Source organism: Pseudomonas sp. MWU12-2029 (genome assembly GCF_023242425.1).
GTDB lineage: Bacteria > Pseudomonadota > Gammaproteobacteria > Pseudomonadales > Pseudomonadaceae > Aquipseudomonas > Aquipseudomonas kribbensis.
In genome coordinates, this window is record NZ_JALJDY010000013.1 from 78,362 (window position 1) to 103,666 (window position 25,305).

27 protein-coding genes and 1 pseudogene are annotated in these 25,305 nt (G+C 58.9%); 13 read left to right on the forward strand and 15 right to left on the reverse strand.

Annotated features, from left to right (window positions below):
* The first annotated feature begins 294 nt into the window (after nucleotides 1-294).
* Nucleotides 295-1,551 (forward strand): NADP-dependent isocitrate dehydrogenase, encoded by a 1,257-nt coding sequence (gene icd, locus M5B44_RS26275; RefSeq protein ID WP_085712383.1) that lies wholly within the window; start codon nucleotides 295-297, stop codon nucleotides 1,549-1,551.
* 79 nt (nucleotides 1,552-1,630) lie between these two features.
* Here the strand turns inward: icd and M5B44_RS26280 are convergent, their stop codons facing one another.
* Nucleotides 1,631-1,912: a cold shock domain-containing protein gene (locus tag M5B44_RS26280; protein ID WP_085712382.1), complete on the reverse strand. Its 282-nt coding sequence runs from the start codon at nucleotides 1,910-1,912 to the stop codon at nucleotides 1,631-1,633.
* Between the two features lie 224 nt (nucleotides 1,913-2,136).
* Here M5B44_RS26280 and clpS point away from each other — a divergent pair, with 224 nt between their 5' ends.
* Nucleotides 2,137-2,520 (forward strand): ATP-dependent Clp protease adapter ClpS, encoded by a 384-nt coding sequence (clpS, locus tag M5B44_RS26285; RefSeq protein WP_011334948.1) that lies wholly within the window; start codon nucleotides 2,137-2,139, stop codon nucleotides 2,518-2,520.
* Nucleotides 2,521-2,550: 30 nt separating this feature from the next.
* Nucleotides 2,551-4,821: an ATP-dependent Clp protease ATP-binding subunit ClpA gene (gene clpA, locus M5B44_RS26290; RefSeq protein WP_085712381.1), complete on the forward strand. Its 2,271-nt coding sequence runs from the start codon at nucleotides 2,551-2,553 to the stop codon at nucleotides 4,819-4,821.
* Between the two features lie 756 nt (nucleotides 4,822-5,577).
* On the opposite strand, the gene infA is transcribed toward clpA, so the two are convergent.
* The 3 genes from infA to aat all read right to left on the reverse strand — a co-directional run bounded on the left by infA (nucleotide 5,578) and on the right by aat (nucleotide 7,355).
* Complete coding sequence (infA, locus tag M5B44_RS26295; protein ID WP_002553999.1) at nucleotides 5,578-5,796, reverse strand: translation initiation factor IF-1; 219 nt, start codon at nucleotides 5,794-5,796, stop codon at nucleotides 5,578-5,580.
* A 112-nt stretch (nucleotides 5,797-5,908) separates the two neighbouring features.
* A complete protein-coding gene (locus tag M5B44_RS26300; protein ID WP_119427033.1) occupies nucleotides 5,909-6,616 on the reverse strand; it encodes an arginyltransferase in 708 nt (235 codons plus the stop codon).
* A 58-nt stretch (nucleotides 6,617-6,674) separates the two neighbouring features.
* Nucleotides 6,675-7,355 (reverse strand): leucyl/phenylalanyl-tRNA--protein transferase, encoded by a 681-nt coding sequence (gene aat, locus M5B44_RS26305; RefSeq protein WP_248741020.1) that lies wholly within the window; start codon nucleotides 7,353-7,355, stop codon nucleotides 6,675-6,677.
* 475 nt (nucleotides 7,356-7,830) lie between these two features.
* Between aat and M5B44_RS26310 the strand changes: the two genes are divergently transcribed.
* The 6 genes from M5B44_RS26310 (at nucleotide 7,831) to cysG (ending at nucleotide 15,337) form a co-directional block, all read left to right on the forward strand.
* Nucleotides 7,831-10,239 carry a DNA translocase FtsK gene (locus tag M5B44_RS26310; protein ID WP_085712378.1) on the forward strand — a complete coding sequence of 803 codons (2,409 nt, stop codon included), beginning with the start codon at nucleotides 7,831-7,833 and terminating at the stop codon, nucleotides 10,237-10,239.
* A gap of 65 nt (nucleotides 10,240-10,304) precedes the next feature.
* Nucleotides 10,305-10,925, forward strand: coding sequence for an outer membrane lipoprotein chaperone LolA (gene lolA / locus M5B44_RS26315; RefSeq protein WP_007958184.1), 621 nt, complete (start codon nucleotides 10,305-10,307; stop codon nucleotides 10,923-10,925).
* Nucleotides 10,926-10,949: 24 nt separating this feature from the next.
* Complete coding sequence (locus M5B44_RS26320; RefSeq protein WP_085732138.1) at nucleotides 10,950-12,272, forward strand: replication-associated recombination protein A; 1,323 nt, start codon at nucleotides 10,950-10,952, stop codon at nucleotides 12,270-12,272.
* Nucleotides 12,272-12,646: a fluoride efflux transporter CrcB gene (gene crcB / locus M5B44_RS26325; RefSeq protein ID WP_085712376.1), complete on the forward strand. Its 375-nt coding sequence runs from the start codon at nucleotides 12,272-12,274 to the stop codon at nucleotides 12,644-12,646. Before M5B44_RS26320 ends, crcB begins: the two co-directional genes overlap by 1 nt.
* 15 nt (nucleotides 12,647-12,661) lie before the next feature.
* Nucleotides 12,662-13,942, forward strand: a complete 1,281-nt coding sequence (gene serS, locus M5B44_RS26330) for a serine--tRNA ligase (protein WP_248741021.1) — start codon at nucleotides 12,662-12,664, stop codon at nucleotides 13,940-13,942.
* Complete coding sequence (cysG, locus tag M5B44_RS26335; RefSeq protein ID WP_248741022.1) at nucleotides 13,943-15,337, forward strand: siroheme synthase CysG; 1,395 nt, start codon at nucleotides 13,943-13,945, stop codon at nucleotides 15,335-15,337. It begins immediately after the preceding gene.
* 42 nt (nucleotides 15,338-15,379) lie between these two features.
* On the opposite strand, the gene M5B44_RS26340 is transcribed toward cysG, so the two are convergent.
* The 8 genes from M5B44_RS26340 to M5B44_RS26375 form a co-directional block, all read right to left on the reverse strand.
* Nucleotides 15,380-16,381 (reverse strand): glutathione S-transferase family protein, encoded by a 1,002-nt coding sequence (locus tag M5B44_RS26340; RefSeq protein WP_248741023.1) that lies wholly within the window; start codon nucleotides 16,379-16,381, stop codon nucleotides 15,380-15,382.
* A 91-nt stretch (nucleotides 16,382-16,472) separates the two neighbouring features.
* A complete protein-coding gene (locus M5B44_RS26345; RefSeq protein WP_248741024.1) occupies nucleotides 16,473-17,474 on the reverse strand; it encodes a glycosyl transferase family protein in 1,002 nt (333 codons plus the stop codon).
* Nucleotides 17,471-17,806 carry a TusE/DsrC/DsvC family sulfur relay protein gene (locus M5B44_RS26350; RefSeq protein WP_007958196.1) on the reverse strand — a complete coding sequence of 112 codons (336 nt, stop codon included), beginning with the start codon at nucleotides 17,804-17,806 and terminating at the stop codon, nucleotides 17,471-17,473. The genes M5B44_RS26345 and M5B44_RS26350 overlap by 4 nt, the downstream gene beginning before the upstream one ends.
* On the reverse strand, nucleotides 17,803-18,096 hold the full coding sequence (gene tusB / locus M5B44_RS26355; RefSeq protein ID WP_114883996.1) for a sulfurtransferase complex subunit TusB: 294 nt from the start codon (nucleotides 18,094-18,096) through the stop codon (nucleotides 17,803-17,805). The genes M5B44_RS26350 and tusB overlap by 4 nt, the downstream gene beginning before the upstream one ends.
* On the reverse strand, nucleotides 18,096-18,452 hold the full coding sequence (gene tusC / locus M5B44_RS26360; RefSeq protein WP_248741025.1) for a sulfurtransferase complex subunit TusC: 357 nt from the start codon (nucleotides 18,450-18,452) through the stop codon (nucleotides 18,096-18,098). Before tusC ends, tusB begins: the two co-directional genes overlap by 1 nt.
* Nucleotide 18,453: 1 nt before the next feature.
* Entirely contained in the window at nucleotides 18,454-18,846 is a 393-nt protein-coding gene (gene tusD / locus M5B44_RS26365) for a sulfurtransferase complex subunit TusD (protein WP_248741031.1), read from the reverse strand.
* 77 nt (nucleotides 18,847-18,923) lie between these two features.
* A complete protein-coding gene (locus tag M5B44_RS26370) occupies nucleotides 18,924-19,628 on the reverse strand; it encodes a YoaK family protein (protein WP_119427043.1) in 705 nt (234 codons plus the stop codon).
* A gap of 25 nt (nucleotides 19,629-19,653) precedes the next feature.
* Nucleotides 19,654-19,983: a DUF6388 family protein gene (locus tag M5B44_RS26375; RefSeq protein ID WP_085712368.1), complete on the reverse strand. Its 330-nt coding sequence runs from the start codon at nucleotides 19,981-19,983 to the stop codon at nucleotides 19,654-19,656.
* Between the two features lie 134 nt (nucleotides 19,984-20,117).
* Here M5B44_RS26375 and M5B44_RS26380 point away from each other — a divergent pair, with 134 nt between their 5' ends.
* Nucleotides 20,118-20,468, forward strand: a complete 351-nt coding sequence (locus tag M5B44_RS26380; protein WP_085712367.1) for a hypothetical protein — start codon at nucleotides 20,118-20,120, stop codon at nucleotides 20,466-20,468.
* 64 nt (nucleotides 20,469-20,532) lie between these two features.
* Here the strand turns inward: M5B44_RS26380 and M5B44_RS26385 are convergent, their stop codons facing one another.
* Complete coding sequence (locus M5B44_RS26385) at nucleotides 20,533-20,958, reverse strand: GNAT family N-acetyltransferase (protein ID WP_085712366.1); 426 nt, start codon at nucleotides 20,956-20,958, stop codon at nucleotides 20,533-20,535.
* 137 nt (nucleotides 20,959-21,095) lie between these two features.
* Between M5B44_RS26385 and M5B44_RS26390 the strand changes: the two genes are divergently transcribed.
* The 3 genes and pseudogenes from M5B44_RS26390 to M5B44_RS26400 form a co-directional block, all read left to right on the forward strand.
* Nucleotides 21,096-21,533 carry a hemerythrin domain-containing protein gene (locus tag M5B44_RS26390; protein ID WP_085712365.1) on the forward strand — a complete coding sequence of 146 codons (438 nt, stop codon included), beginning with the start codon at nucleotides 21,096-21,098 and terminating at the stop codon, nucleotides 21,531-21,533.
* A 223-nt stretch (nucleotides 21,534-21,756) separates the two neighbouring features.
* Nucleotides 21,757-22,392 carry a lytic polysaccharide monooxygenase auxiliary activity family 9 protein gene (locus M5B44_RS26395; protein WP_248741026.1) on the forward strand — a complete coding sequence of 212 codons (636 nt, stop codon included), beginning with the start codon at nucleotides 21,757-21,759 and terminating at the stop codon, nucleotides 22,390-22,392.
* Nucleotides 22,393-22,431: 39 nt separating this feature from the next.
* Nucleotides 22,432-23,460: pseudogene (locus M5B44_RS26400) on the forward strand (chitinase); the annotation flags it as partial.
* A 639-nt stretch (nucleotides 23,461-24,099) separates the two neighbouring features.
* Here the strand turns inward: M5B44_RS26400 and M5B44_RS26410 are convergent.
* Entirely contained in the window at nucleotides 24,100-24,498 is a 399-nt protein-coding gene (locus M5B44_RS26410) for a hypothetical protein (RefSeq protein WP_248741028.1), read from the reverse strand.
* On the reverse strand, nucleotides 24,495-25,305 hold an 811-nt coding region (locus tag M5B44_RS26415; RefSeq protein WP_248741029.1), incomplete at its 5' end, for an RHS repeat-associated core domain-containing protein. The genes M5B44_RS26410 and M5B44_RS26415, both read right to left, overlap by 4 nt.

A 25,305-nucleotide genomic window follows, 5' to 3' on the forward strand; every position in this document is an offset into this window, starting at 1 on the left:
GTGCTAGAGAGGCCAGCCGTCGTGACCCTTTGGTCAGCGGGCGGCATTATACATAGGTAGCTGGCAATCTGCCGATGGTTCATATGCAACGATTCTCGTCCATTGGTCTAAAGGTCGCAGGGCGGGGTGGGGCGTAGAGTCGCCGTGAATGCTTGAGATTGGCGCTTTTCCCTTTGCTTTCAGGCTTGTACGAAACGAGATGTAGGTGAGCCCGGAACAGAGGGTTTGCGTGTTGATTCAACTGGGTTACGCTCGAACCAAGCCAGATGTTCAATCCAAACAATGGAGTTCAGCATGGGTTACAAGAAGATTCAGGTTCCAGCCGTCGGCGACAAAATCACCGTCAACGCAGACCATTCTCTCAATGTCCCTGATAACCCGATCATTCCCTTCATTGAAGGTGACGGCATTGGCGTCGACGTCAGCCCTGTGATGATCAAAGTGGTTGATGCTGCCGTGGCAAAGGCCTACGGGGGCAAGCGCAAGATTTCCTGGATGGAGGTTTATGCTGGCGAAAAAGCAACTCAAGTCTATGACCAGGACACCTGGCTGCCTCAGGAAACCCTGGACGCGGTCAAGGATTACGTGGTTTCCATCAAGGGGCCGCTGACCACTCCGGTCGGTGGCGGCATCCGCTCCCTCAACGTTGCCCTGCGTCAACAGCTCGATCTCTATGTCTGCCTGCGCCCTGTGGTGTGGTTCGAAGGCGTACCGAGCCCGGTTAAAAAGCCCGGCGACGTCGACATGGTGATCTTCCGCGAGAACTCCGAAGACATTTATGCCGGTATCGAATGGAAGGCCGGCTCCCCGGAAGCCACCAAGGTCATCAAATTCCTGAAGGAAGAAATGGGCGTCACCAAGATCCGTTTCGACCAGGATTGCGGTATCGGCATCAAACCGGTTTCGAAAGAAGGCACCAAGCGTCTGGTGCGCAAGGCCCTGCAATACGTAGTGGACAACGATCGCAAGTCGCTGACCATCGTGCACAAGGGCAACATCATGAAATTCACCGAGGGTGCCTTCAAGGACTGGGGCTACGAAGTGGCGCGGGATGAATTCGGTGCCGAGTTGCTGGATGGCGGCCCGTGGATGAAATTCAAGAACCCGAAAACCGGTCGCGAAGTCATCGTCAAGGACGCCATCGCCGACGCCATGCTCCAGCAGATCCTGCTGCGTCCGGCCGAATACGATGTGATCGCCACCCTTAACTTGAACGGTGACTACCTTTCCGACGCCCTGGCGGCGGAAGTGGGTGGTATCGGTATTGCGCCGGGTGCCAACCTGTCCGACACCGTGGCCATGTTCGAGGCGACCCATGGTACCGCGCCGAAATATGCCGGCAAGGACCAGGTCAACCCGGGTTCGGTGATCCTGTCGGCCGAAATGATGTTGCGTCACCTGGGCTGGACCGAGGCGGCAGATCTGATCATCAAGGGCACGAACGGCGCGATCAAGGCCAAGACCGTGACCTATGACTTCGAACGTCTGATGGAAGGCGCCACGCTGGTGTCGTCGTCGGGCTTCGGTGAAGCGATCGTCAAGCACATGTAAGAACGACAGCTGCAACGAAACCGCCCGGCTCGAGTGATCGAGCCGGGCGGTTTGTTTTCTGGCAGGTGTTCTGGTCGTTTCAGCTGGTCACTGACTGCTGATGAGCCGCTGGCGAGACGGCGTCTTTTGCGGCCTCGACATTCTGAATTTTTGTGGCATGCAGGCCTTTGGGTCCTTGCACGATCTCGAATTTGACGATTTGCCCGGCTTTGAGGGTTTTGTACCCGTCCATTTCAATGGCGGAGTAGTGGGCAAAGAAATCGATTTCCTTGCCGTCCTCATCTTTCCCCTCGCGGGCGTCGGTGTTGATGAAACCGAACCCCTTGGCATTGTTGAACCATTTCACCTTGCCGACAACCATGCTCAAATCCCTCTGCAACAGTCTCCATCGCTGGAGTATCATCCAATTCATCCGCAGTCGAATCCGTTAAAAAGATTGACTCCGCGGATCTTTTTTACCCACTGTGGGTTCTATTGGTTGTAACACCGTTTTCCCGATAGTCAAGGTGACCGGGCAGTCGGAGTTGAAAACGTGTCAAGCCGCCCCCACCACTGTATTTGCACAACTGACGAACCTTTCTTTCCATGCATGCAATCAGCCAGATTCGACTAACATTCAATCAGGATCGCCCGCTTCTCCAAAAGGATCTTCCACAGGAGCACGACGACGATTCGGCAGGCGTTGCTGTTCAGGAAGCAAAGCCTGCGTTACAGGCGCCGCCGATGTACAAGGTGGTTTTGTTTAATGATGACTACACACCGATGGATTTCGTCGTCGAAGTGCTCGAGGTGTTTTTTAACCTGAATCGCGAGCTGGCGACCAAGGTCATGCTGGCCGTCCACACAGAAGGGCGGGCAGTATGTGGAGTGTTTACCCGCGACATCGCCGAGACAAAGGCCATGCAGGTCAACCAGTACGCCAGGGAAAGCCAGCATCCGCTACTCTGTGAAATCGAGAAGGACGGTTAATCGCCGACCACTTGGGTATGAGGTGAAGCTATGTTAAACCGCGAGCTCGAAGTCACCCTCAATCTTGCCTTCAAGGAGGCTCGTTCGAAGCGTCATGAGTTCATGACCGTCGAGCACCTGCTGCTGGCCCTATTGGACAATGAGGCTGCCGCCACCGTATTGCGTGCCTGCGGCGCAAACCTCGACAAACTCAAGCACGACCTGCAGGAGTTCATCGACTCCACCACGCCGCTGATCCCCGTCCACGACGAAGATCGCGAAACCCAGCCAACCCTGGGCTTCCAGCGTGTGCTGCAACGTGCTGTCTTTCATGTGCAGAGCTCGGGCAAGCGCGAAGTAACCGGCGCCAATGTGCTGGTTGCAATCTTCAGTGAGCAAGAGAGTCAGGCAGTGTTCCTGCTGAAACAGCAGAGCGTTGCACGAATCGATGTCGTCAACTATATCGCCCATGGCATTTCCAAGGTGCCGGGGCATGGCGATCACTCTGAAGGTGAACAAGATATGCAGGACGACGAGGGCGGTGAGTCTTCTTCTTCAGGCAATCCGCTGGATGCGTATGCCAGCAACCTCAACGAACTCGCACGCCAGGGCCGGATCGATCCGCTGGTCGGGCGTGAAACGGAAGTCGAGCGTGTCGCGCAGATTCTCGCGCGTCGGCGCAAGAACAATCCGCTGCTGGTAGGCGAGGCGGGCGTGGGTAAAACCGCGATTGCCGAAGGCCTGGCCAAGCGCATTGTCGACAACCAGGTGCCGGACCTGCTGGCCAACAGCGTCGTTTATTCCCTCGATCTGGGCGCCTTGCTCGCAGGCACCAAATATCGCGGCGATTTCGAGAAGCGCTTCAAGGCGCTGCTCGGTGAGCTGAAAAAACGTCCGCAGGCGATTCTGTTCATCGACGAGATTCACACCATCATCGGTGCGGGCGCTGCGTCCGGTGGCGTCATGGATGCCTCGAACCTGCTCAAGCCGCTGCTGTCGTCGGGTGACATTCGCTGCATCGGTTCGACCACGTTCCAGGAATTCCGTGGCATCTTCGAAAAAGACCGTGCCTTGGCGCGTCGCTTCCAGAAGGTCGATGTGGTCGAGCCGTCGGTGGAAGACACCATCGGTATCCTGCGTGGCCTGAAAGGGCGTTTCGAACAGCACCACAACATCGAGTACAGCGATGAGTCGCTGCGCGCCGCTGCGGAACTGGCATCGCGCTACATCAATGACCGGCATATGCCGGACAAGGCCATTGATGTGATCGACGAGGCGGGCGCCTACCAGCGTCTGCAACCGGTCGACAAGCGCGTGAAGCGCATCGACGTGCCGCAGGTCGAGGACATCGTGGCGAAGATCGCACGTATTCCGCCAAAACACGTCACCAGTTCCGACAAGGAGCTGCTGCGTAACCTGGAGCGCGACCTGAAACTGACGGTGTTTGGTCAGGATGCGGCGATCGATTCGCTGTCGACTGCGATCAAACTGTCCCGTGCGGGCCTCAAGTCGCCGGACAAGCCAGTCGGTTCGTTCCTGTTCGCCGGGCCTACCGGTGTCGGTAAAACCGAAGCTGCGCGGCAATTGGCCAAGGCGCTGGGGATCGAACTGGTTCGCTTCGACATGTCCGAGTACATGGAGCGCCACACCGTATCGCGTCTGATCGGTGCGCCTCCGGGGTATGTCGGTTTCGACCAGGGCGGTCTGTTGACCGAGGCGATTACCAAGCAACCGCATTGTGTATTGCTGCTCGATGAAATCGAGAAGGCGCATCCGGAAGTCTTCAACCTGCTGCTGCAGGTGATGGACCACGGCACGCTGACCGACAACAACGGGCGCAAGGCGGATTTCCGCAACGTAATCGTGATCATGACCACCAACGCCGGTGCCGAAACCGCGGCGCGTGCTTCGATCGGTTTCACTCATCAGGACCACTCGTCCGATGCGATGGAAGTGATCAAGAAGAGCTTCACGCCGGAATTCCGCAACCGCCTGGACACCATCATTCAATTTGGTCGCCTCAGTCACGAGGTCATCAAAAGCGTGGTGGACAAGTTCCTCACCGAACTTCAGGCGCAGCTGGAAGACAAGCGGGTGCTGCTGGAAGTTACCGACGCGGCGCGCAGTTGGCTGGCAGCCGGTGGCTACGACTCGGCAATGGGCGCTCGCCCGATGGCACGTCTGATCCAGGACAAGATCAAGCGTCCGCTGGCGGAGGAGATTCTGTTTGGCGAACTGGCCGAGCATGGCGGTGTGGTTCACATCGACATCAAGGATGGTGAGCTGACGTTTGACTTCGAGACCACCGCAGAAATGGCCTGATGGCTGGTAAGTGAAAAGGCGCCTTCGGGCGCCTTTTTGTTGTCTGGTTGTTGGGTGTGAATATCCGTTTCTTCGGGTGCTGCGGCTTATGGTTCCGCCCTTACGGCGGGTCACTTTTGGCAAACGCCCCAAAAGTAACCAAAAGGTCTCTACCCTGACGTACGGCCCCTCGCTGAGGCTCGGGGTTCCTTCGCTCCGGGATCGATCCGGGGGCATCGCCTACGGTTTGCTTCGCTGCACCTCCTCTCGATGTGTTTGGCTTCGCCAAACGGTCGCTTCGCTCCCACCCCGAATCAATCCCTCCACTCAGCCTGCCGACGGGCCTTGCGATCAAAAGCAGTACTCGAGCTAACGCTCATCGTGGTGAGTGGCTCTTGATCTGGCTCTGGCTCTGGCTTTTGATTTTTTGCCCCTTCGGCAGGCCGAGCGAAGGTGTTCATCAGGGGGTAGGCGCGCAGCGCCGTGCGGCGAAGCCGCATACATCGAGAGGAGGTGCAGCGAAGCAAACCGTAGGCGATGCCCCCTGATGGACACCGTAGCGAGGGAACACTGAGCCTAAGCGAAGTGCCGTACGCCGGGGCCAAGACTTTTTGGTTACTTTTTTGGCGTTTGAAAAAAGTGACTCGCTGTAAGAGCGAAACCGCCAGCGGCAGCACCCGAAGCAACGGATATGCCCCCAAAACTCAAGCACAAAGAACCAAATCCCGGACAAACAAAAACGCCCGGCATTAAGCCGGGCGTCTTGTATTGACTTGATTAGCGAGCGCGGTAAGTAATACGCCCTTTGCTCAAGTCATAGGGCGTCAGCTCGACGCGCACTTTGTCACCGGTAAGAATACGAATGTAGTTCTTGCGCATCTTGCCGGAAATATGCGCGGTTACGACGTGCCCATTTTCCAACTCCACACGAAACATGGTGTTGGGCAGGGTGTCGACGACAGTGCCTTCCATTTCGAAGCTGTCTTCTTTCGACATGCAGTAAAGCCCTCGGTATCCAATGAATGGCCCGGTGCAACTGCGCCAGGCAAAAGCGGCGTGCATTGTGCCCGAAAAATGGGGTTTACGCCAAGGGGTTTAGGGCTTGCGTTCAGTTCAGGATGACCCAGCGCTGATTAATCAGCAGTTCGATAGGCCGATATTGGGTCTTGTAGTTCATCTTTTTACAGTTTTTGATCCAGTAGCCAAGGTACACGGCTTCAAGTCCAAGGCGTCCGGCTTCAGCGATTTGCCAGAGGATGGCGTAGCGTCCGAGGCTGCGGCGTTCTTCTTCCGGTTCGTAAAAGGTGTAGACCGCCGACAGGCCATTGGGCAGCAGATCGGTGACGGCGACGGCCAGCAACCGTCCGTCGAGACGGAACTCGTAGAAGCGCGAGAAGGGAAGGTCGCGAACCAGAAAAGTCGAGAATTGATCACGGCTCGGCGGGTACATGTCGCCGTCGGCATGGCGCTGTTCGATGTAGCGCTGATAAAGATCGAAATACTCTTCGCTGAAGGCCGGTTTGACCGGGCGTACCTGCAAGTCGGCGTTGCGTTTGAAAATGCGTTTCTGCTGGCGATTGGGGTTGAACTGCGCCACCGGAATGCGCGCAGGCACGCAGGCATTGCAGTTCTGGCAATGCGGGCGGTACAGATGATCGCCGCTGCGACGAAAGCCCATTTCCGACAGGTCTGCGTAGACATGCACATCCATGGGCTGGCTCGGATCGAGAAACAGGGTCGTGGCCTGTTCCTCGGGCAGATAACTGCAGGAATGAGGCTGAGTGGCATAAAACTTCAACCGCGCCAACTCGGTCATGATCAACCCTCAGGGGTAAGCTGGTGAATTAAGTGTAAGCCACGCGCGCAAAAGTCGCTCAGCAAACCCAGGTGGCCAGGTTGGGTCGGTCGAGGTGCCGGGCCAGATACTCGGCAAAGGCGGGGCGGGAAATTGCCCGGGCGCCCAGGCTGTGCAGATGATCGGTAGGCATCTGGCAGTCGATCAGCACGAACCCCGAGTCTTTCAGGTGCCGCACCAGCGTGGCAAAGCCGTACTTGGAGGCATTGTCGGCGCGACTGAACATCGATTCGCCGAAAAACAGCTGCCCCATCGCCAGACCATAGAGGCCTCCGACCAGTTTGCCCTCATCCCACACTTCCACTGAATGGGCGAAGCCGCGTTGGTGCAGTTCAATGTAGGCATCCTGCATGGCCTCGGTGATCCAGGTGCCATCGGCGTAATCCCGTGGTGCGGCGCAGGCGCGGATAACCGCTTCGAAGTCCTGATCGAAGGTCACTTGGTAGCGTTGCTGGCGCAGCAGTTTGCCCAGGCTGCGCGAGACATGCAGTTCGTCGGGAAACAATACGGTGCGCGGATCCGGCGACCACCAGAGGATGGGCTGTCCTTCGGAGAACCACGGAAAGCAGCCGTGGCGATAGGCCTGGATCAGACGATCGGCGGACAGATCGCCACCGGCCGCCAGCAATCCGTTGGGATCGCGCATGGCCTTTTTCAGTGGCGGGAAAGTCAGTGAATTGCGTTGTAACCAAGTCAGCATGGCGTCCAGGCTTGCAGAAGGGGAGGGCGGTGGGCGGCGGGGGCCGTTGCAAAGTGTGCCGTTAAATGGCGCGAATGTCCTCCCGAACCTGCGCGAAGTCGACGCTGCTGCAACTTGCCTTCAGGGATGCGGTCGTAGACGGGCGACAAGCTTGAGGGTGCATGCTTCGCTACGTTCATCAAATACACCTCATAAGCCTTTGTCACAAAAGACAATGCATGCTCAAATTGCGTCGCAGGTTTTGTCTGCTTGGCTATGCTTGAACATGGGGTTTGAAGCATGGCATCGAACGCGCAAACCCGTACAATGCCGGGCTGTTACAGAATATTCGCAGTGTGCCGTGTTTATAAAAGAGCGGGCGCAGTGTTAAAAGTAGTCTCAGTTGCGCCCGTCAATTTTTTACCTGCCTGGATCGGGCAGTTTTTTATCGTCATTCAATAGATGGACGCGCCGCTGGCGCAGGAAAAGAAGCGTTTTGAAGAAATCCACGGAAGCACCAAAAACAGTCGTTCCGCTTTGGCGCCAGCAATTGCACTACCGGCTCAAGGAAGGTGCATTGATCGCCATCGGCGCTCTGTGCCTGTTCCTGATGATGGCCTTGCTGACCTACGGCAAGGACGATCCGGGCTGGAGCCACAACAGCAAGATCGACGACGTGCAGAATTTCGGCGGTCCGGCGGGCTCCTACAGCGCTGACATCCTGTTCATGGTGCTCGGTTACTTCGCGTACATCTTCCCGTTACTGCTGGCGATCAAGGCGTATCAGATCTTCCGTCAGCGCCACGAGCCGTGGCAGTGGAGCGGCTGGCTGTTTTCCTGGCGCCTGATCGGCCTGGTGTTTCTGGTGCTGTCCGGAGCCGCGCTGGCGCACATTCATTTCCATGCGGCCACCGCGTTGCCGGCCGGTGCGGGTGGCGCGCTGGGTGAAAGCCTCGGTGACCTGGCCCGCAATGCCCTGAACATTCAGGGCAGCACATTATTGTTCATCGCACTGTTCCTGTTCGGCCTGACCGTATTCACCGACCTGTCGTGGTTCAAGGTGATGGATGTCACCGGCAAAATCACCCTCGACCTGTTCGAACTGTTCCAGGGCGCGATCAATCGCTGGTGGTCGGCGCGTACCGAGCGCAAGCAACTGGTGGCGCAACTGCGTGAAGTCGATGACCGGGTGCACGACGTGGTCGCACCGACCGTTACCGACAAGCGCGAACAGGCCAAGGTCAAGGAGCGTTTGATCGAGCGCGAGCAGGCTCTGAGCAAACACATGTCCGAGCGCGAGAAGCAGGTTCCGCCGGTCATCGCCCCGGCCCCGGTCAAGGCGCCGGAGCCGAGCAAGCGCGTGCAGAAAGAGAAGCAGGTGCCGTTGTTCGTCGATAGCGCCGTGGAAGGCACCTTGCCGCCGATCTCGATTCTCGATCCTGCGGAAAAGAAACAACTCAATTATTCGCCCGAATCCCTGGCAGCGGTCGGCCACTTGCTGGAGATCAAGCTCAAGGAGTTCGGCGTCGAAGTCACCGTGGACTCGATCCACCCAGGTCCGGTCATTACCCGTTACGAAATCCAGCCGGCTGCCGGTGTGAAGGTCAGCCGTATCGCCAACCTGGCGAAAGACCTTGCACGTTCGCTGGCCGTGACCAGCGTGCGAGTGGTGGAAGTGATTCCGGGCAAGACCACCGTTGGTATCGAGATCCCCAACGAGGACCGGCAGATCGTGCGCTTCTCCGAAGTGCTGTCGACCCCCGAGTACGACAACTTCAAGTCGCCGGTCACCCTGGCCCTGGGCCACGACATCGGCGGCAAACCGGTCATCACCGACCTGGCGAAGATGCCGCACCTGCTGGTGGCCGGTACCACCGGTTCCGGTAAGTCGGTGGGCGTGAACGCGATGATCCTGTCGATCCTGTTCAAGTCCGGCCCGGACGACGCCAAGCTGATCATGATCGACCCGAAAATGTTGGAACTGTCGATCTACGAAGGCATTCCGCACCTGCTGTGCCCGGTCGTGACCGACATGAAGGACGCCGCCAACGCCCTGCGCTGGAGCGTTGCCGAGATGGAGCGTCGCTACAAGCTGATGGCGAAAATGGGCGTGCGAAACCTGTCCGGCTTCAACGCCAAGGTCAAGGAAGCCCAGGACGCCGGCGAGCCGTTGAGCGATCCGCTGTACAAGCGCGAAAGCATCCACGACGAAGCGCCGCTGCTGCAGAAGCTGCCGACCATCGTCGTGGTCGTGGATGAATTCGCCGACATGATGATGATCGTCGGCAAGAAGGTTGAAGAGCTGATCGCCCGTATCGCCCAGAAGGCGCGTGCGGCCGGTATCCACCTGATCCTCGCGACCCAGCGTCCGTCGGTGGACGTGATCACCGGTCTGATCAAGGCCAACATCCCGACACGCATGGCGTTCCAGGTATCGAGCAAGATCGACTCCCGGACCATCATCGACCAGGGCGGTGCCGAACAACTGCTCGGCCACGGTGACATGCTCTACATGCCGCCGGGCACCAGCCTGCCGATCCGGGTTCACGGCGCATTCGTGTCCGACGATGAAGTTCACCGGGTGGTGGAAGCCTGGAAACTGCGCGGCGCGCCGGAATACAACGACGATATCCTCAACGGTGTCGAAGAGGCGGGCAGTGGTTTCGAAGGCAGCAGTGGCGGTGGTGACGGTGATGATCCGGAAGCCGACGCGCTGTACGACGAAGCCGTGCAGTTCGTGCTGGAAAGCCGTCGTGCCTCCATTTCCGCCGTACAGCGCAAGCTGAAGATCGGCTACAACCGTGCCGCGCGCATGATCGAAGCCATGGAAATGGCCGGCGTCGTGACGTCCATGAACACCAACGGTTCCCGCGAAGTCTTGGCCCCTGGCCCGGTGCGCGACTGATTCAAATGCAATGGGCGGTGCATGAGGCGCCGTCCACTTTCCCACGCGTATTCAAGAGGACTCCCATGCGTCTTATCCGCATGCTGCTGCCGGTACTGGCTCTGACCACCCTCACGGCTCACGCCGATGACAAGGATGTGGCTCGCCTGACCCAATTGCTGGAAACATCCAAGACCCTGACCGCCAACTTCTCCCAGCTGACCCTCGACGGCAGCGGCACCCAGTTGCAGGAAACCACCGGCGACATGACCCTGCAGCGCCCGGGCCTGTTCTACTGGCACACCAATGCGCCGGCCGAGCAGACCATGGTCTCCGACGGCAAGAAAGTCACCCTGTGGGACCCGGACCTGGAGCAGGCCACCATCAAGAAACTGGACGAGCGTCTGACTCAGACCCCGGCCCTGTTGCTGTCCGGTGATGTATCGAAGATCAGCCAGAGCTTCGATATCAGCGCGAAAGAGGCGGGTGGTGTGATCGATTTCACCTTGAAGCCGAAAACCAAGGACACCCTGTTCGACAGTCTGCGCCTGTCGTTCCGCAACGGTCTGGTCAATGACATGCAACTGATCGACAGCGTCGGCCAGCGCACCAATATCCTGTTCACCGGGGTGAAGGCCAACGAAGCGGTTCCGGCCTCGAAGTTCAAGTTCGACATCCCCAAGGGTGCCGATGTGATCCAGGAATAAACACAGAGGTTTCAACGCTACGTGATGGATCTGTTTCGCAGTGCACCGATTGCCCAGCCACTGGCCGCCCGTTTGCGGGCGACCAATCTGGATGAGTACGTCGGTCAGGAACACGTGCTCGCTCGCGGCAAACCACTGCGCGAAGCGCTGGAGCAGGGCGCCCTGCATTCGATGATCTTCTGGGGCCCGCCGGGCGTGGGCAAGACCACCCTGGCGCGGTTGCTGGCGGAAGTCTCGGATGCGCATTTCGAAACGGTGTCGGCCGTGTTGGCCGGCGTCAAAGAGATCCGTCAGGCGGTGGAGATCGCCAAACAGCAGGCCGGTCAGTACGGCAGGCGCACGATCCTGTTTGTCGATGAAGTGCACCGCTTCAACAAGTCCCAGCAGGACGCCTTCCTGCCGTACGTTGAAGACGGCACGCTGATTTTCATCGGCGCGACCACCGAAAACCCGTCCTTCGAATTGAACAACGCATTGCTGTCGCGGGCGCGAGTCTACGTACTCAAGAGCCTCGACGAAGCGGCGTTGCGCAAACTGGTGCACCGCGCGCTCACCGAAGAGCGTGGCCTGGGCAAGCGTCACCTGACCCTCAGCGATGAAGGCTTCCAGATGCTGCTGTCCGCCGCCGATGGCGATGGTCGGCGTTTGCTGAACCTGCTGGAAAACGCCTCGGACCTGGCCGAAGACAACAGCGAGATGGGCACCGAGTTGCTGCAAAGCCTGCTCGGCGACACTCGCCGGCGATTCGACAAGGGCGGTGAAGCGTTCTACGACCAGATTTCCGCGCTGCACAAATCGGTGCGCGGCTCCAATCCGGACGGCGCGTTGTACTGGTTCGCACGAATGATCGACGGCGGCTGCGATCCGCTGTACCTGGCCCGGCGCGTGGTGCGCATGGCCAGCGAAGACATCGGCAACGCCGATCCTCGCGCGCTGAGCCTGTGCCTGGCCGCTTGGGAGGTGCAGGAGCGTCTCGGCAGCCCGGAAGGTGAGCTGGCAGTGGCTCAGGCCATCACCTACCTGGCTTGTGCGCCGAAAAGCAACGCGGTGTACATGGGCTTCAAGACTGCGCTGCGCGCCGCCGCCGAACACGGTTCGCTGGAAGTGCCGCTGCATCTGCGCAATGCGCCGACCAAACTGATGAAGCAATTGGGTTACGGCGACGAATACCGCTACGCCCATGACGAGCCGGACGCCTATGCGGCCGGCGAAGACTATTTCCCGGAAGAACTCGACCCGATTCCGTTCTATCAGCCCGTGCCCCGTGGCCTGGAGTTGAAGATCGGCGAGAAGCTCAACCACCTTGCCCAACTCGATCGTTTAAGCCCCCGGCAGCGGAGAAAATAGTGGTCCCATTGATCGTTGCAGTCTCCGTCGGCGGGGTTGCCGGCACCTTGTTGCGCTTCGCCACCGGCAATTGGGTCAACGCCAATTGGCCGCGGCACTTCTATACCGCGACGCTGGCCGTTAATATCGTGGGCTGCCTGTTGATCGGCGTGTTGTACGGCCTGTTTTTGATACGCCCGGAAGTACCCATCGAGGTACGTGCCGGGTTGATGGTCGGCTTCCTCGGGGGGCTGACGACTTTTTCATCCTTTTCACTGGATACGGTGCGTCTGCTGGAAAGCGGGCAAGTGCCGCTGGCCCTGGGCTATGCGGCTATCAGCGTATTCGGCGGGCTGCTCGCGACGTGGGCCGGCCTGTCCCTGACCAAACTTTGATAACGAGAAACCGACATGCTCGATTCCAAACTGTTACGTAGCAACCTCCAGGACGTAGCGGACCGCCTGGCTTCCCGTGGTTTTGCCCTGGATGTCGCGCGCATCGAAGCGCTGGAAGAACAGCGCAAGACCGTCCAGACCCGCACCGAAGCACTGCAGGCTGAGCGTAACGCGCGTTCCAAATCCATCGGTCAGGCCAAGCAGCGCGGCGAAGACATCGCGCCGCTGATGGCGGATGTCGAGCGCATGGCGGGCGAACTGAGCGCCGGTAAAGTCGAGCTGGACGCGATCCAGACCGAACTGGACTCGATCCTGCTGGGCATTCCGAACCTGCCGCACGAATCGGTTCCGGTCGGCGAAGACGAAGACGGCAACGTCGAAGTCCGTCGCTGGGGCACCCCAACTGCGTTCGACTTCCCGGTTCAGGACCACGTGGCCCTGGGCGAGAAGTTCGGCTGGCTCGACTTCGAGACCGCCGCCAAGCTGTCCGGCGCACGTTTCGCGCTGCTGCGTGGCCCGATTGCCCGTCTGCACCGCGCACTGGCGCAGTTCATGATTAACCTGCACGTCACCGAGCACGGCTACGAAGAGGCCTACACGCCTTATCTGGTTCAGGCCCCGGCGCTGCAAGGCACCGGTCAACTGCCGAAGTTCGAAGAAGACCTGTTCAAGATCGCCCGCGAAGGCGAAGCCGATTTGTACCTGATCCCGACCGCCGAAGTGTCGCTGACCAACATCGTGGCCGGTGAAATCGTCGATTCGAAGCAACTGCCGATCAAGTTCGTCGCCCACACCCCGTGCTTCCGCAGCGAAGCCGGTGCGTCGGGTCGTGACACTCGCGGCATGATCCGCCAGCACCAGTTCGACAAGGTCGAGATGGTACAGATCGTCGAGCCGTCGAAGTCGATGGAAGCGCTGGAAGGCCTGACCGCCAACGCCGAGAAAGTCCTGCAACTGCTGGGTCTGCCTTACCGTACTCTGGCGCTGTGCACCGGCGACATGGGCTTCAGCGCAGTCAAGACCTACGACCTGGAAGTGTGGATCCCGAGCCAGGACAAATTCCGTGAAATCTCGTCGTGCTCCAACTGCGGCGACTTCCAGGCCCGCCGCATGCAGGCGCGTTTCCGCAACCCGGAAACCGGCAAGCCTGAGCTGGTGCATACCCTGAACGGTTCCGGCCTGGCGGTCGGTCGTACCCTGGTGGCCGTGCTGGAAAACTACCAGCAGGCCGACGGTTCGATCCGTGTGCCGGACGTGCTGAAGCCGTACATGGGTGGCCTTGAGGTCATCGGCTAAATGAAATATCTGCCGCTGTTTCACAACCTGCGCGGCAGTCGTGTGTTGGTCATCGGTGGGGGGGAAATTGCCTTGCGCAAATCCCGCCTGCTGGCCGATGCCGGTGCGCTGCTGCGGGTGGTCGCACCTGAAATCGAAGCGCAACTGCGCGAACTGGTTGCCGCCAGCGGTGGCGAGTGCCTGCTGCGTGGCTACGCCGAAACGGATCTGGACGGTTGCGGGCTGATCATTGCCGCCACCGACGACGAAGCCTTGAACGCGCAAGTCTCCGCTGATGCTCATCGGCGTTGCGTGCCGGTCAATGTGGTGGATGCGCCGGCGCTGTGCAGCGTGATCTTCCCGGCGATTGTTGATCGTTCACCGTTGATCATCGCGGTGTCCAGCGGCGGCGATGCGCCGGTGCTGGCCCGGCTGATTCGCGCCAAGATCGAAACCTGGATTCCTTCGACCTACGGCCATCTGGCCGGTCTGGCCGCGCGTTTTCGTGATCAGGTCAAAGGCCTGTTTCCCGATGTGCAGCAGCGTCGTGCCTTTTGGGAAGACGTTTTCCAGGGTCCGATTGCCGACCGGCAACTGGCCGGACAGGGCGCCGAAGCCGAGCGTCTGCTGCAGGCGAAAATCGATGGCGAAGCGACCGTGGCGACCGGCGAGGTGTATCTGGTGGGCGCAGGGCCGGGTGATCCGGATCTGCTGACCTTCCGTGCCTTGCGCCTGATGCAACAGGCCGACGTGGTGCTGTATGACCGCTTGGTCGCTCCGGCGATTCTTGAGCTGTGCCGTCGCGATGCCGAGCGGGTTTACGTCGGCAAGCGTCGCGCCGATCACGCCGTGCCGCAGGATCAGATCAACCAGCAACTGGTGGATCTGGCCAAGGCCGGCAAGCGCGTAGTGCGGTTGAAGGGCGGGGATCCGTTCATCTTCGGTCGTGGCGGCGAAGAGATCGAGGAGCTGGCAGCCCATGGCATCCCGTTCCAGGTGGTGCCGGGCATCACAGCGGCCAGCGGTTGCGCGGCGTATGCCGGGATTCCGCTGACTCATCGCGATTACGCGCAGTCGGTACGTTTCGTCACCGGGCACCTGAAGGACGGTTCCACCGATCTGCCGTGGGCCGACCTCGTCGCGCCGGCGCAGACGCTGGTGTTCTACATGGGCCTGGTGGGGTTGCCTGTCATCTGCGAGCAATTGATCAAGCATGGTCGTGCGGCCGATACCCCGGCAGCGTTGATCCAGCAGGGCACCACGGTCAATCAGCGGGTCTTCACCGGCACCCTGGCCGACCTGCCGCGTCTGGTGGCGGAGCATGAAGTGCATGCGCCGACGCTGGTGATCGTCGGCGAAGTGGTGCAACTGCGCGAGAAACTGGCGTGGTTCGAGGGCGCTCAGGGTCAGGTCTGACTCTGAAGGGATCGTTCCCACGCTGTGGGAACGATCCTGCTCTCAACCTCTGCGCCAAACCCCTTTCCCGCCCAACCGGTTCCGGTCATGGGCAACTTTGAAATCCTGCTTCGGCCCCTTTGGCACAACCCCGGTCGGGTTGATGGTCTTGTGGCTGCCGTAGTAGTGGTTCTTGATGTGCTGGAAATCCACGGTCTCGGCAACGCCCGGCCACTGGTACATCTCACGCAGCCAGTTCGACAGATTCGGATAATCGCTGATCCGCCGCAGATTGCATTTGAAGTGCCCGTGATACACCGCGTCGAAACGAATCAGCGTGGTGAACAATCGCACGTCCGCCTCGGTCAGGTATTCGCCCGTCAGATAACGGTTGGCACCCAGCACCTGCTCCAGATGATCCAGTTCGGCAAACACATCATCGAACGCCTCTTCATAGGCCTGCTGCGAGGTGGCAAACCCGGCGCGGTATACGCCGTTGTTCACGGCGGGGTAGATCCGCTCGTTCAGCGCATCGATCTCGCTGCGCAATGGCGCCGGATAGAAGTCCAGATCGTTGCCGGTCAAGTCATCGAAGGCGCTGTTGAACATGCGGATGATCTCCGCCGATTCATTACTGACGATGCGCTTGAGCTTCTTGTCCCACAGCACCGGCACGGTGACGCGCCCGGTGTAATCGGCGGTGTCAGCGGTGTAGCGCTGGTGCATGAAATCGAAATGGTCGAGTTTGTCGCCGGTCGAGCCGAGGTTCTGGTCGAAGGTCCAGCCGTTTTCCAGCATCAGCCAGCTGACGACTGAAACGTCGATCAGGCCTTCCAGGCCCTTGAGCTTGCGCAGGATCAGCGTGCGGTGGGCCCACGGACAGGCGAGGGAAACGTAAAGGTGATAACGCCCGGCCTCGGCGGCGAAACCGCCTTCACCGCTCGGGCCCGGCTCGCCGTTACGAGTGACCCAGTGACGGCGCTGCGCCTGTTCGCGCTGGAACGCGCCGTCCTTGCTGCTTTCGTACCACTTGTCCTGCCAGCGGCCGTCGACGAGTAAACCCATGATCAAGACTCCAGAATCCAATAATCGTTGGAGTGGAGTCTATTCCGATGAGTTCGAACAAAAAGCGCAAAGATCGGGCGTGAATGATCGGTTAAATCGATTTATTCCGTGCGGCCCAGTATTGCTCAGCGGTTTCGAACGCCTGTTCACGGCTCTGGCCGAGGCCGCGCAGCGCCAACGCCATGGTTGAAATCAGCGCCATTTGCGGGTAGCTGTCGACCACATCGCCACGCCAGACGGCCTTCAGATGCTCAACATCCAGCGACGCCGGTTTGACGTGACGCTGCGCCGACAACTGCGGCCATTCCTCGTCCCAGCTCTCGCCGCCGGTGGTGCCGTACAAGTGGCTGTCGGCATCCGGGTTGATCTCGATTTCGCCGCCGTCACCCTTGATCACGATCGCCGTATCGCCCAGCAGACCGCTGGCATCGCGGTGCACCGCCTGGTAGCCGGGGTGGAAAATACTCTGCAAGCCGCAACGCGCGCCCAGCGGATTGAGAATTCGCGCCAGCGAGTGGATCGGCGAGCGCAGGCCGAGGGTGTTGCGCAGGTCGATCATCCGTTGCAGCTGTGGCGCCCAGTCCACCAGCGGCATGAACGCCAGCCCACCGTTATCCAGCGCCGCGCCGACCTGTTGCCAGTTGCGGCACAGCGGGATGCTCAGCTCGCCCAGCAGTTGTTCGGAATACAAACGCCCGGCGGTGTGCGCGCCACCACCGTGCATGAAGATACGCACGCCGTTCTGCGCCAGGCACTTGGCCGCCAGCAGATACCACGGCAGGTGGCGCTTCTTGCCGGCATAGGTTGGCCAGTCCAGATCGACCTTCAACTCTGGCGCCTGCAAGCGTTCACGCAGGGCCTCGGTGAAACCGGCCATCTCCTCGGCGCTTTCTTCCTTGTGCCGCAGCAACATCAGGAACGCGCCGAGCTGGGTTGCCTCGACCGCTTCGTCGAGCACCATGCCCATGGCTTCCCGGGCTTCCTCGCGGGTCAGGTCACGGGCGCCGCGCTTGCCCTTGCCGAGGATGCGCACGAACTGGGCGAACGGATGTTCGGCGGGCGTTTCGAGGGTCAGCGCTGGATAGTCGGTCATAGGCAATTCGTCGGTTTGGGCAGGCCCGCCAGTTTCGCGGCGAGTTTGGCAGGGGTGCCTTTGAACAGTCGGTTCAGGTGCAGGCTGTTGCCTTTCTCTGCGCCGAGTTTGAGCGCGGTGTACTTGATCAGCGGCCGGGTTGCCGGCGACAACTGGAATTCGGCGTAGAAGCTGCGCAGCAGTTCGAGGACTTCCCAGTGTTCCGGGCTCAGTTCGATATCTTCGGCAGCGGCGAGGGCGCTGGCGACTTCTGCCGACCAGTCGTTGAGGTCGACCAGGAAGCCGTCCTTGTCCAGTTCGATGGCGCGGGCGCCGACGGTCAGCGCATTCATAGCCAGGAATTGACCTTGTCGTGGTGGATCGACAGCTCGACAAAGGCCGGATAATCGATGGCCTCGGCCCAGTCCGGAACCTGCACGGCACGGGCTTGTGCGTCTTCGGCCAGCACAAACAATTTCACCCGACGGGTTTCCAGCGCGTTGAACGGCGCGGTGCCGGGTTGCAGCGCGTAAGCGGCATCACCGCACAGCAGCAGCGCGTCGGCAGTGCCGAGCAGACGCAGGCAACTGGTCAGGCGTTCGTCGCCGAACGGGGAATGAGACAACACATGCAAAGTCGACATCAGAGGGTGATCACCTGATCGTAACGGTCAATAAGGGCGGTGATTTGCTCGGCGGCCAAAGGCTGCGCCTCATCCAGCGAACGATCGCCGAGGCCGCGAACACTGGCGCTTTCGGCGCAGTAGAACAGCTCTTCGACGCCGAACATCGGCAGCGCTTGCAGGTTGGCGCTCAGGTCTTTCTGTTGCAGGGCCCTGGCGTTCTGCCCGGCAGCCAGTTGCAACACACCGTCGTCGAGAAACAGCAAACCGATCGGCAGATCGAAGGCACCGCCAGCCAACACGATGTCCAGCGCTTCGCGGGCGCCGGGCCCGGACCATGGCGATTGACGGCTGATGATCAGAAGGGATTTGGCCATGTCATGCGCCTCCGAAACAGATGATGCGGTCGGCGTCCTGTACCGCATCATGCAACTGGCCGAGGCCGGACAATTCCCACGGCGCGCTGACCGCCACGGCATCACGCTGATAACGCCCGGCTTCCTCGGCATTCAACACGCCCCGGCGCAGGGCGGCGGCGATGCACACCACGCCGTCGAGGTTTTGTTCGGTGATAAAGGTTCGCCACTGTTTGGGCAGGTCCAGTTCGTCCTGTGGGGTGACCACGGCGTCGGACGCGTTGTAGACCCCGTCCTGATAGAAAAACAGCCGGACAATTTCATGCCCGCCGGCCAGCGCAGCCTGCGCGAACAGCAGGGCGCGGCGCGAGGAGGGCGCATGGGCGGCGGAAAACAGTGCGATGGCGAACTTCATGACGGACTCGATCAGCAAAACTGCGGCCATGATAAAGCTTTCTCGGCGGGGCGGCGAAGTCGATGTTGCCGCAGACGTCAGCGCGGCATGTAACCCAACTGCCAGCGCCGAGGGATTTTCAGCGAGACCAGGCCGATCAACGCAGCCAGCAAACCGCTGGCGTACAGTGCTTTGAGTCCCAGGTGATGCTCCAGCACGGCACCGAGGATGGCGCCGATGAACATGCCGCTCCACGGCACCAGTTGCACCCGCCAGCCATTGCGTCGCTCGCCCATGATCCAGCGCCCAAGACCGCGGCCGAACCGTGAAAGTGCACCGGTGACATAAGTCAGCCCGACCGCCAGACCGTTCACTTCCTCTACCGCAGCATTGAGCATGCCCATGGCGATGATTGCCGCCAGCAGCGCCGGGAGTTGCACCTCGGACGGCCAGGCGGCGGCCCCGCAGAGCAGCGTCGCGATGCACAGCAGCAACGGCAGTGCGCGGCGCCCGCCGAGGCGACCGATCACCACACCGAGGGCGTTGCCGACGATGAACGTGGCGACGAGGATCACCAGCCGCAGCGTCAGACTCACATCGCCGTCACTGATCGCTACCGCCAAGCGTGTCGTGTTGCCGCTCATGAATGAAACGAAGTCGCCGCTGGCCATGAAGCCGATGGCATCGGTCATCCCCGCCAGCACCGAGAGCGCGGCCACCATTGCCAGCCCTATGCGACCGCGCCATTTTTGCGTGTGCAAGTGGCCGGGGCTGGCGCGGTGAGTCGAGGCGGTTGGCAGCATTGGCGCGGATGTCCTTGCGTCGAAGTCAGGGTTCTATGCCATAAAGGTCGCAATATTCCAACCAGTCCATCCCGGCCATCTCCGCCACCTCGCGGTGCACTTCCAGGCGTTGCGCCTGATATTCCTCGGGAGTGGCTGCAGTCAGTTGCAGCGTCAGCTCCCAGGCGAACAGACCCTGGCTTTCGGCCTCGGCTTCAAAGGCCTCGTGCAGACGTTCCTCGCGGTACTGTGCCGGGGTTTCGCCCTTGGCCTGGGCCAGTAACGGATTGAGATGGTCGAGGGTTTCGCGCAGCTCGGGGCGTGCGTCGAGAAACAGTTTCAAAGCATGTTCATGTCGCTGGTCGGTAGGCGCCATGGGGCTTCCTTGTGGGGCTGATGACCTTAATGTGCCGCAGCTGTCGGCGGGTGTCGCGCTCTAAATGCAGTAAAGCAGAACGATTTTGCGCGTTGCGGTGATACAGTCCGCTTTTTTCCGAATGAGCGAATGCAATGCGAATGCTGATGGTGGCACTGGCGGCAACCCTGCTGGCCGGTTGCGCGGGTTCGGTGATGGAAGACGCCCGCACTCAAACTCCTTACAAGGTCCTGAATTCGGACAAGCCTGAAAAAGTCGTGGCCGAATGTGTGCAGTTCGCCTGGCAGGACGAAGCAGTGTTCGGCGTGGATGCGGCGGCGTACCTGCAACCGGGCAAGAAGGGCGGCTCGACGGTTTATACCCGTTCGGCGGAGTCGTTCGTCGACTTGACCACTGATGCGTCCGGCACGGTGCTGAACTACTACGCGCAGAAGGACGACTTTGTCGCCAAGCGCCGGTTGGCAGCGTTGGCGACCTGTCTGTAACGAGCGGTTCAGTGCGCTGAAGTGTCTGACCCTCGCCAGTTTGCTGGCGAGGGGGACGCTGAACTCAATCAATCAAGCGTTTCTGGAAAAAGTGCCGCTTGTGCCCCAGCGGGTAATCCTTGATTTCGCCACACTCGACATAGCCAAGCTTCTTGTAGAACCCGGGCGCCTGAAACTCAAAGGTGTCGAGCCAGATTCCCACGCAGTCTTTTTCTCGCGCAAATTCCTCGACCATCTGCATCAGTTTCGAGCCGATACCCTGGCCCCGGCCTTCTTCCGGCACGGCCAGCAACTCGATGAACAGCCACCGATAGAACGTGTGCCCATAAAGGCCACCGAGGATCGCGTCGTTATCGTCGCGCACCAGCAGCGCGACCGGCTCGTACAACGAAGGCCCGGCCTTGGCGATGTTATAGGCACGCAGGGGCGCCAGGATGGCTGCGCGCTGTTCTTCGGTGGGGTCCTGTGACAGCTCGATCCGCAACGTCATGTTGTCTTCCTTGTAGTAATGAGCTCGCAGCCTATCGTGCGGCAGTCGATTGAAGCAATCGCCCGGAACCGTTGCTCCCGCGCCGGGGTCTAGCCCTTGAAGGCGTTCATTCCGAATACGTCTGCCGAGGAGAGTCCATGAATATTTTCGAAGCCCTTCGCGAGAGCCACGACCGCCAGCGCGGCTATGCCAAGACCTTGATCAAGACCAGCGGCGACACCCCGGAACGCGTCGAAGCCTACAAGCAACTGAAGGCCGAGCTGCAAGCCCACGAGACAGCCGAAGAGCGCCACTTCTACATCCCGTTGATGGAGTTCGACAACGGGGTCGATCTCAGTCGCCACGCCATCGCCGAACACCATGAAATGGACGAAATGATGGAGGAGCTCGACGAGACCGAAATGTCCAGTCCAGCCTGGCTGGCCACGGCGAAAAAGCTCTCGGACAAAGTCCATCACCACTTGAAGGAAGAGGAGCAGAAGTTCTTCCAGATGGCCGGCAAGCTGCTCGATGACAAGCAGAAAGAACAGCTTGCCGGGCAGTATGAAAAGGAGTTCAAGGCGCAACTTCCCTGAGTGCTTGAATGCAGGTTTTTGTAATGACGCCGTGTAGGCTTTTTGCCATGCGTTGGGTGAGCGTCGTCGCAATGTACTGTATTTATATCCAGTGTTTTCGGTGTTTTTCGGGTATTGCCCAAGCGGGCCGCGACAAAACCGCCGATGGACAAAAAATCCCCCTCCGTTAGCTTGAAGGCCTCTCCCCGGAAAGGAGAGTTCTTAAATCAATGGAGTGAAAAACATGAATCAACCACAAGCTCAAACCCAACTGCGACACGGTCGCGTCATTTCCCCTGCAAGCCGCGGGGCGGTGGCCATCGAACAAGGATTGCTCGGTGGCTGGCAGGTCAACGAGATGGAAGGCGGCAAGAACTTCCCGGCACTGGTGGCCGGCCCGTTCCCGGCACCTTTCGAGTCGGACAACCCGAGTGTCGTGCCACCGGCCGACGGGCACATTCTCAGCGGCGGCAAGGACGACGCCCGTGACTGTGTGAACTTCACCGACGAGGAAATGAGCAAGAAGCTCGGTCGCCCGTTCACCTGGCCGATGCTCAACGTCACCCCTGGCCAGACCCTCGAAGTGAAATGGGAATACACCGCGCCGCACACCACTCGCGGTTACCGCTGGCTGATCACCAAGGATGGCTGGGACCCGAAACAACGCATCACCCGCGTGCAACTGGAAACAAAACCGTTCGCCGAGGACTTCTATCCGCAAGTGCCGTACTACAGTCATTCGGCGGAGCTGAAGGCCAAGGTCAATCACGCGGTGAAACTTCCGGCCAACAAGCAAGGTCGTCACGTCATCGTACTGATGTGGATCGTCGCCAACACCGGCAACGCCTTCTATCAGGCCTTCGATGTGGACTTCAAATAAGTCCGCAACACCTACCTACACGTTCTGAAGGATTAGAACATGTCAAATATCGACTTCACGTTAATGCAAAACCAGGCGAGCGATGCGGCTTCGCTGATGCCGAGCATCGCCGGCAAGAAGATCCTCATGGGCTTCTGGCACAACTGGCCCGCGGGCCCGAGCGATGGCTACCAGCGCGGTCAGTTCGCCAGCATCGCTCTGGAAAACGTGCCCAAGGACTACAACGTGGTTGCGGTCGCGTTCATGAAGGGCAGCGGGATTCCGACCTTCAAGCCGTTCAACGTCTCCGATGCCGAGTTCCGCCGTCAGGTTGGCGTACTCAACAGTCAGGGCCGGGCGGTGCTGATTTCCCTCGGCGGCGCCGATGCGCACATCGAATTGCGTGCCGGTCAGGAGCAACCGCTGGCCAATGAAATCATCCGTCTGGTGGAAACCTACGGCTTCGACGGGCTGGACATCGATCTTGAACAGAGCGCGATTGATTTCGCTGCCAACAAGACCGTTCTGCCGGCCGCCCTGAAACTGGTCAAGGATCACTACGCCGGCCAGGGCAAGCATTTCATCATCAGCATGGCGCCGGAGTTTCCATACCTGACCACCTCCGGCAAATACGTCGGCTACCTGCAGGCACTGGAAGGCTACTACGACTTCATCGCGCCGCAGTTCTACAACCAGGGTGGTGACGGTGTCTGGGTCCCTGAAGCCAATAACGGCAACGGGGCGTGGATCGCGCAGAACAACGATGCGATGAAAGAGGACTTCCTCTATTACCTGACCGAAAGTCTGGTGACCGGCACTCGCGGGTTCACGAAGATCCCTGCGGACAAGTTCGTCATCGGCCTGCCAGCCAACGTTGACGCTGCTGCCACCGGTTATGTGATCGACAAGAATGCGGTCGGCAACGCGATGAAACGCCTGGCGGTCAAAGGGCATCCGATCAAGGGCCTGATGACCTGGTCGGTGAACTGGGACAACGGCACCAGCAAGGATCGTGTACCGTACAACTGGGAGTTCAGCCGGCGTTATGGACCGCTGATCAACGGCGTGGCAGCAGCCACGCAGGTGCCAGATGTCGCAATCGCCGACATGGCCCGTCAGCGGTAATCGAATGAAAAAGCCCGGTAGCGCTGCCGGGCTTTTCTTTTTAGTGCGGGTATTGCGTCATGCCGGTGATCCGTGGATAGGGGCGATTGACTCAATCCACAGTTGGTAGTGTTTTTTTTGATCTTGTATGTCGTTCGTCAAATTGTTTTCTTCGTAGTCAAAAATATTAACGCTGTCTTCTCCGTCGGTCGGGCATCCTATCCTGACTTCGTAGACGACAAGACCTGCTGACATTTGTGAGCTCATACGAGAGGGGTGGACGTTTATTTTGGCGCCTTTGCATAAAAACTGAGTTTTTGGAAAGCTAGCCCTAATTAGCCCGAAGCAAATGTATAAGTCGGCGGCGGTATATGTGCTGGGTGCACAATTCTTCATAATTAGGGTCAGGCTTTTTGTTTTTCGATCGATAACGATATTTGCTTTTTCTCGCTTTAGGTTCTTGATGATATCGATTGTTATAGTTTTCATAAGCACAGAGTCTGAAAATGTCTCGAGGATGTGGTGCTGTTTTCAGTTTTTGTTTTTGGTTGGGATGGTTTTGTTTTTGGGGCTGCATCTGTTATTTTTTGATTGGTTCTAGCAGGGAGAGGCTGCTTTCGAGGTTTATTCTCCAATTCTAGATTTTATCCAGTTTAGGTAGAAAGCTCGCTGCTCCTCAGGGTCGTTAGTCAATTGTTGGTCCTCATAGTCAAAGATGAAAACCAAATCGGCAATGGATGGTTCCTTGCCTATTTCAAGCTCGTATGCTTTAAGCCCTAGAGACATTTGCGCGGACATGCTTGATGGGTGAATGTTAATTTTTGCGCCTTTACAGAAAAAAGTTATATGGGGATTGGCTTTTCGAAGTAGTCCGAAGCATTTGTAGAAATTTTTTCCGATATATGCTTTAGGTGGTTTGTTTTCAAAGCTTGCGGTTATAGACATTTCCTCATTGTCGCAACGTAGTTCGACTTTTTTAATTTTGTTATTAATGCTGATAGATATTTCAAATTTTGAGATCATCTGTCTATCTTTCTGTGCGGATTTGGAATTGAATAACCGAGTTCTCTGCCATCGTCGATGATGATTGTAGCGCCTAAAATATCCTCGCTTTTTATTATTTTAGGGATGGCAATTTCCTGTTCTTTGCTAAATATGTAATGTGAGCCTAGTTCCTTTTTTAGATCGTAGCCAGGAACGTTTTTTAAAGTGTACAAGAAACCGGGTTTTGTGTAGTAACCGGTAGCGAATGCCTTCGCTACATCTCGGGATGGCGATGTGCTAATAAAACCACTGGGGGGGTCGTCACTATCTATTGAGTGAAGCAGTAGATCGTTACTGTCTCCCTTACTCTTGAAGCCGTTTACAAAAATATCTGACGGATCTCTTTCGTCTCCACGATAAAGATAATTTTGTGTTCTATTCGGTGCGGGACTTTGAGGTTCACCTTCATCAACCTTCGCGTCACTGGCATCGTCCGGCACCGAACATCCCGGCCTATTCGGCGGTGGACAATTGGACGTCAACCCCAACGGATCCACCCACCCCGTCGGATTCGGCACGTACCGGTACTGGTTCAACCCGCCCGCCAGCTTCACCGGATCCAGCGTCAGGTACCGTCCAACGTCCGGGTCGTAGTACCGGTGCCGGTTGTAATGGAGCCCGCTTTCCGCATCGAAATATTGCCCCTGAAAGCGCAGCGGCTGGTCCAGGTAGTCGTCGGTCGCCAGCTCCAGCGAGGTGACCTTGCCGTAGGCGCTGTACTTGGCTGACCAGACGATCTCGCCGCTGTAATCGGTCAGTTCTTGCGGGGTGCCGAGGTGGTCGAGT

Excerpts from the sequence above, each read along its gene's own strand:
- infA (WP_002553999.1), bottom strand. The coding sequence starts at position 5,796 with ATGTCGAAAGAAGACAGCTTCGAAATGGAAGGCACTGTCGTCGACACC.
- tusC (WP_248741025.1), bottom strand. The coding sequence starts at position 18,452 with ATGGCCAAATCCCTTCTGATCATCAGCCGTCAATCGCCATGGTCCGGG.
- M5B44_RS26280 (WP_085712382.1), bottom strand. The coding sequence starts at position 1,912 with ATGGTTGTCGGCAAGGTGAAATGGTTCAACAATGCCAAGGGGTTCGGT.
- lolA (WP_007958184.1), top strand. The coding sequence starts at position 10,305 with ATGCGTCTTATCCGCATGCTGCTGCCGGTACTGGCTCTGACCACCCTC.
- icd (WP_085712383.1), top strand. The coding sequence starts at position 295 with ATGGGTTACAAGAAGATTCAGGTTCCAGCCGTCGGCGACAAAATCACC.
- cysG (WP_248741022.1), top strand. The coding sequence starts at position 13,943 with ATGAAATATCTGCCGCTGTTTCACAACCTGCGCGGCAGTCGTGTGTTG.
- clpA (WP_085712381.1), top strand. The coding sequence starts at position 2,551 with ATGTTAAACCGCGAGCTCGAAGTCACCCTCAATCTTGCCTTCAAGGAG.
- M5B44_RS26340 (WP_248741023.1), bottom strand. The coding sequence starts at position 16,381 with ATGGGTTTACTCGTCGACGGCCGCTGGCAGGACAAGTGGTACGAAAGC.
- M5B44_RS26380 (WP_085712367.1), top strand. The coding sequence starts at position 20,118 with ATGCGAATGCTGATGGTGGCACTGGCGGCAACCCTGCTGGCCGGTTGC.
- serS (WP_248741021.1), top strand. The coding sequence starts at position 12,662 with ATGCTCGATTCCAAACTGTTACGTAGCAACCTCCAGGACGTAGCGGAC.
- M5B44_RS26345 (WP_248741024.1), bottom strand. The coding sequence starts at position 17,474 with ATGACCGACTATCCAGCGCTGACCCTCGAAACGCCCGCCGAACATCCG.
- M5B44_RS26410 (WP_248741028.1), bottom strand. The coding sequence starts at position 24,498 with ATGATCTCAAAATTTGAAATATCTATCAGCATTAATAACAAAATTAAA.
- M5B44_RS26320 (WP_085732138.1), top strand. The coding sequence starts at position 10,950 with ATGGATCTGTTTCGCAGTGCACCGATTGCCCAGCCACTGGCCGCCCGT.
- tusD (WP_248741031.1), bottom strand. The coding sequence starts at position 18,846 with ATGAAGTTCGCCATCGCACTGTTTTCCGCCGCCCATGCGCCCTCCTCG.
- M5B44_RS26350 (WP_007958196.1), bottom strand. The coding sequence starts at position 17,806 with ATGAATGCGCTGACCGTCGGCGCCCGCGCCATCGAACTGGACAAGGAC.
- clpS (WP_011334948.1), top strand. The coding sequence starts at position 2,137 with ATGCATGCAATCAGCCAGATTCGACTAACATTCAATCAGGATCGCCCG.
- aat (WP_248741020.1), bottom strand. The coding sequence starts at position 7,355 with ATGCTGACTTGGTTACAACGCAATTCACTGACTTTCCCGCCACTGAAA.
- tusB (WP_114883996.1), bottom strand. The coding sequence starts at position 18,096 with ATGTCGACTTTGCATGTGTTGTCTCATTCCCCGTTCGGCGACGAACGC.
- M5B44_RS26375 (WP_085712368.1), bottom strand. The coding sequence starts at position 19,983 with ATGGCGCCTACCGACCAGCGACATGAACATGCTTTGAAACTGTTTCTC.
- M5B44_RS26385 (WP_085712366.1), bottom strand. The coding sequence starts at position 20,958 with ATGACGTTGCGGATCGAGCTGTCACAGGACCCCACCGAAGAACAGCGC.
- M5B44_RS26395 (WP_248741026.1), top strand. The coding sequence starts at position 21,757 with ATGAATCAACCACAAGCTCAAACCCAACTGCGACACGGTCGCGTCATT.
- M5B44_RS26390 (WP_085712365.1), top strand. The coding sequence starts at position 21,096 with ATGAATATTTTCGAAGCCCTTCGCGAGAGCCACGACCGCCAGCGCGGC.
- M5B44_RS26300 (WP_119427033.1), bottom strand. The coding sequence starts at position 6,616 with ATGACCGAGTTGGCGCGGTTGAAGTTTTATGCCACTCAGCCTCATTCC.
- M5B44_RS26370 (WP_119427043.1), bottom strand. The coding sequence starts at position 19,628 with ATGCTGCCAACCGCCTCGACTCACCGCGCCAGCCCCGGCCACTTGCAC.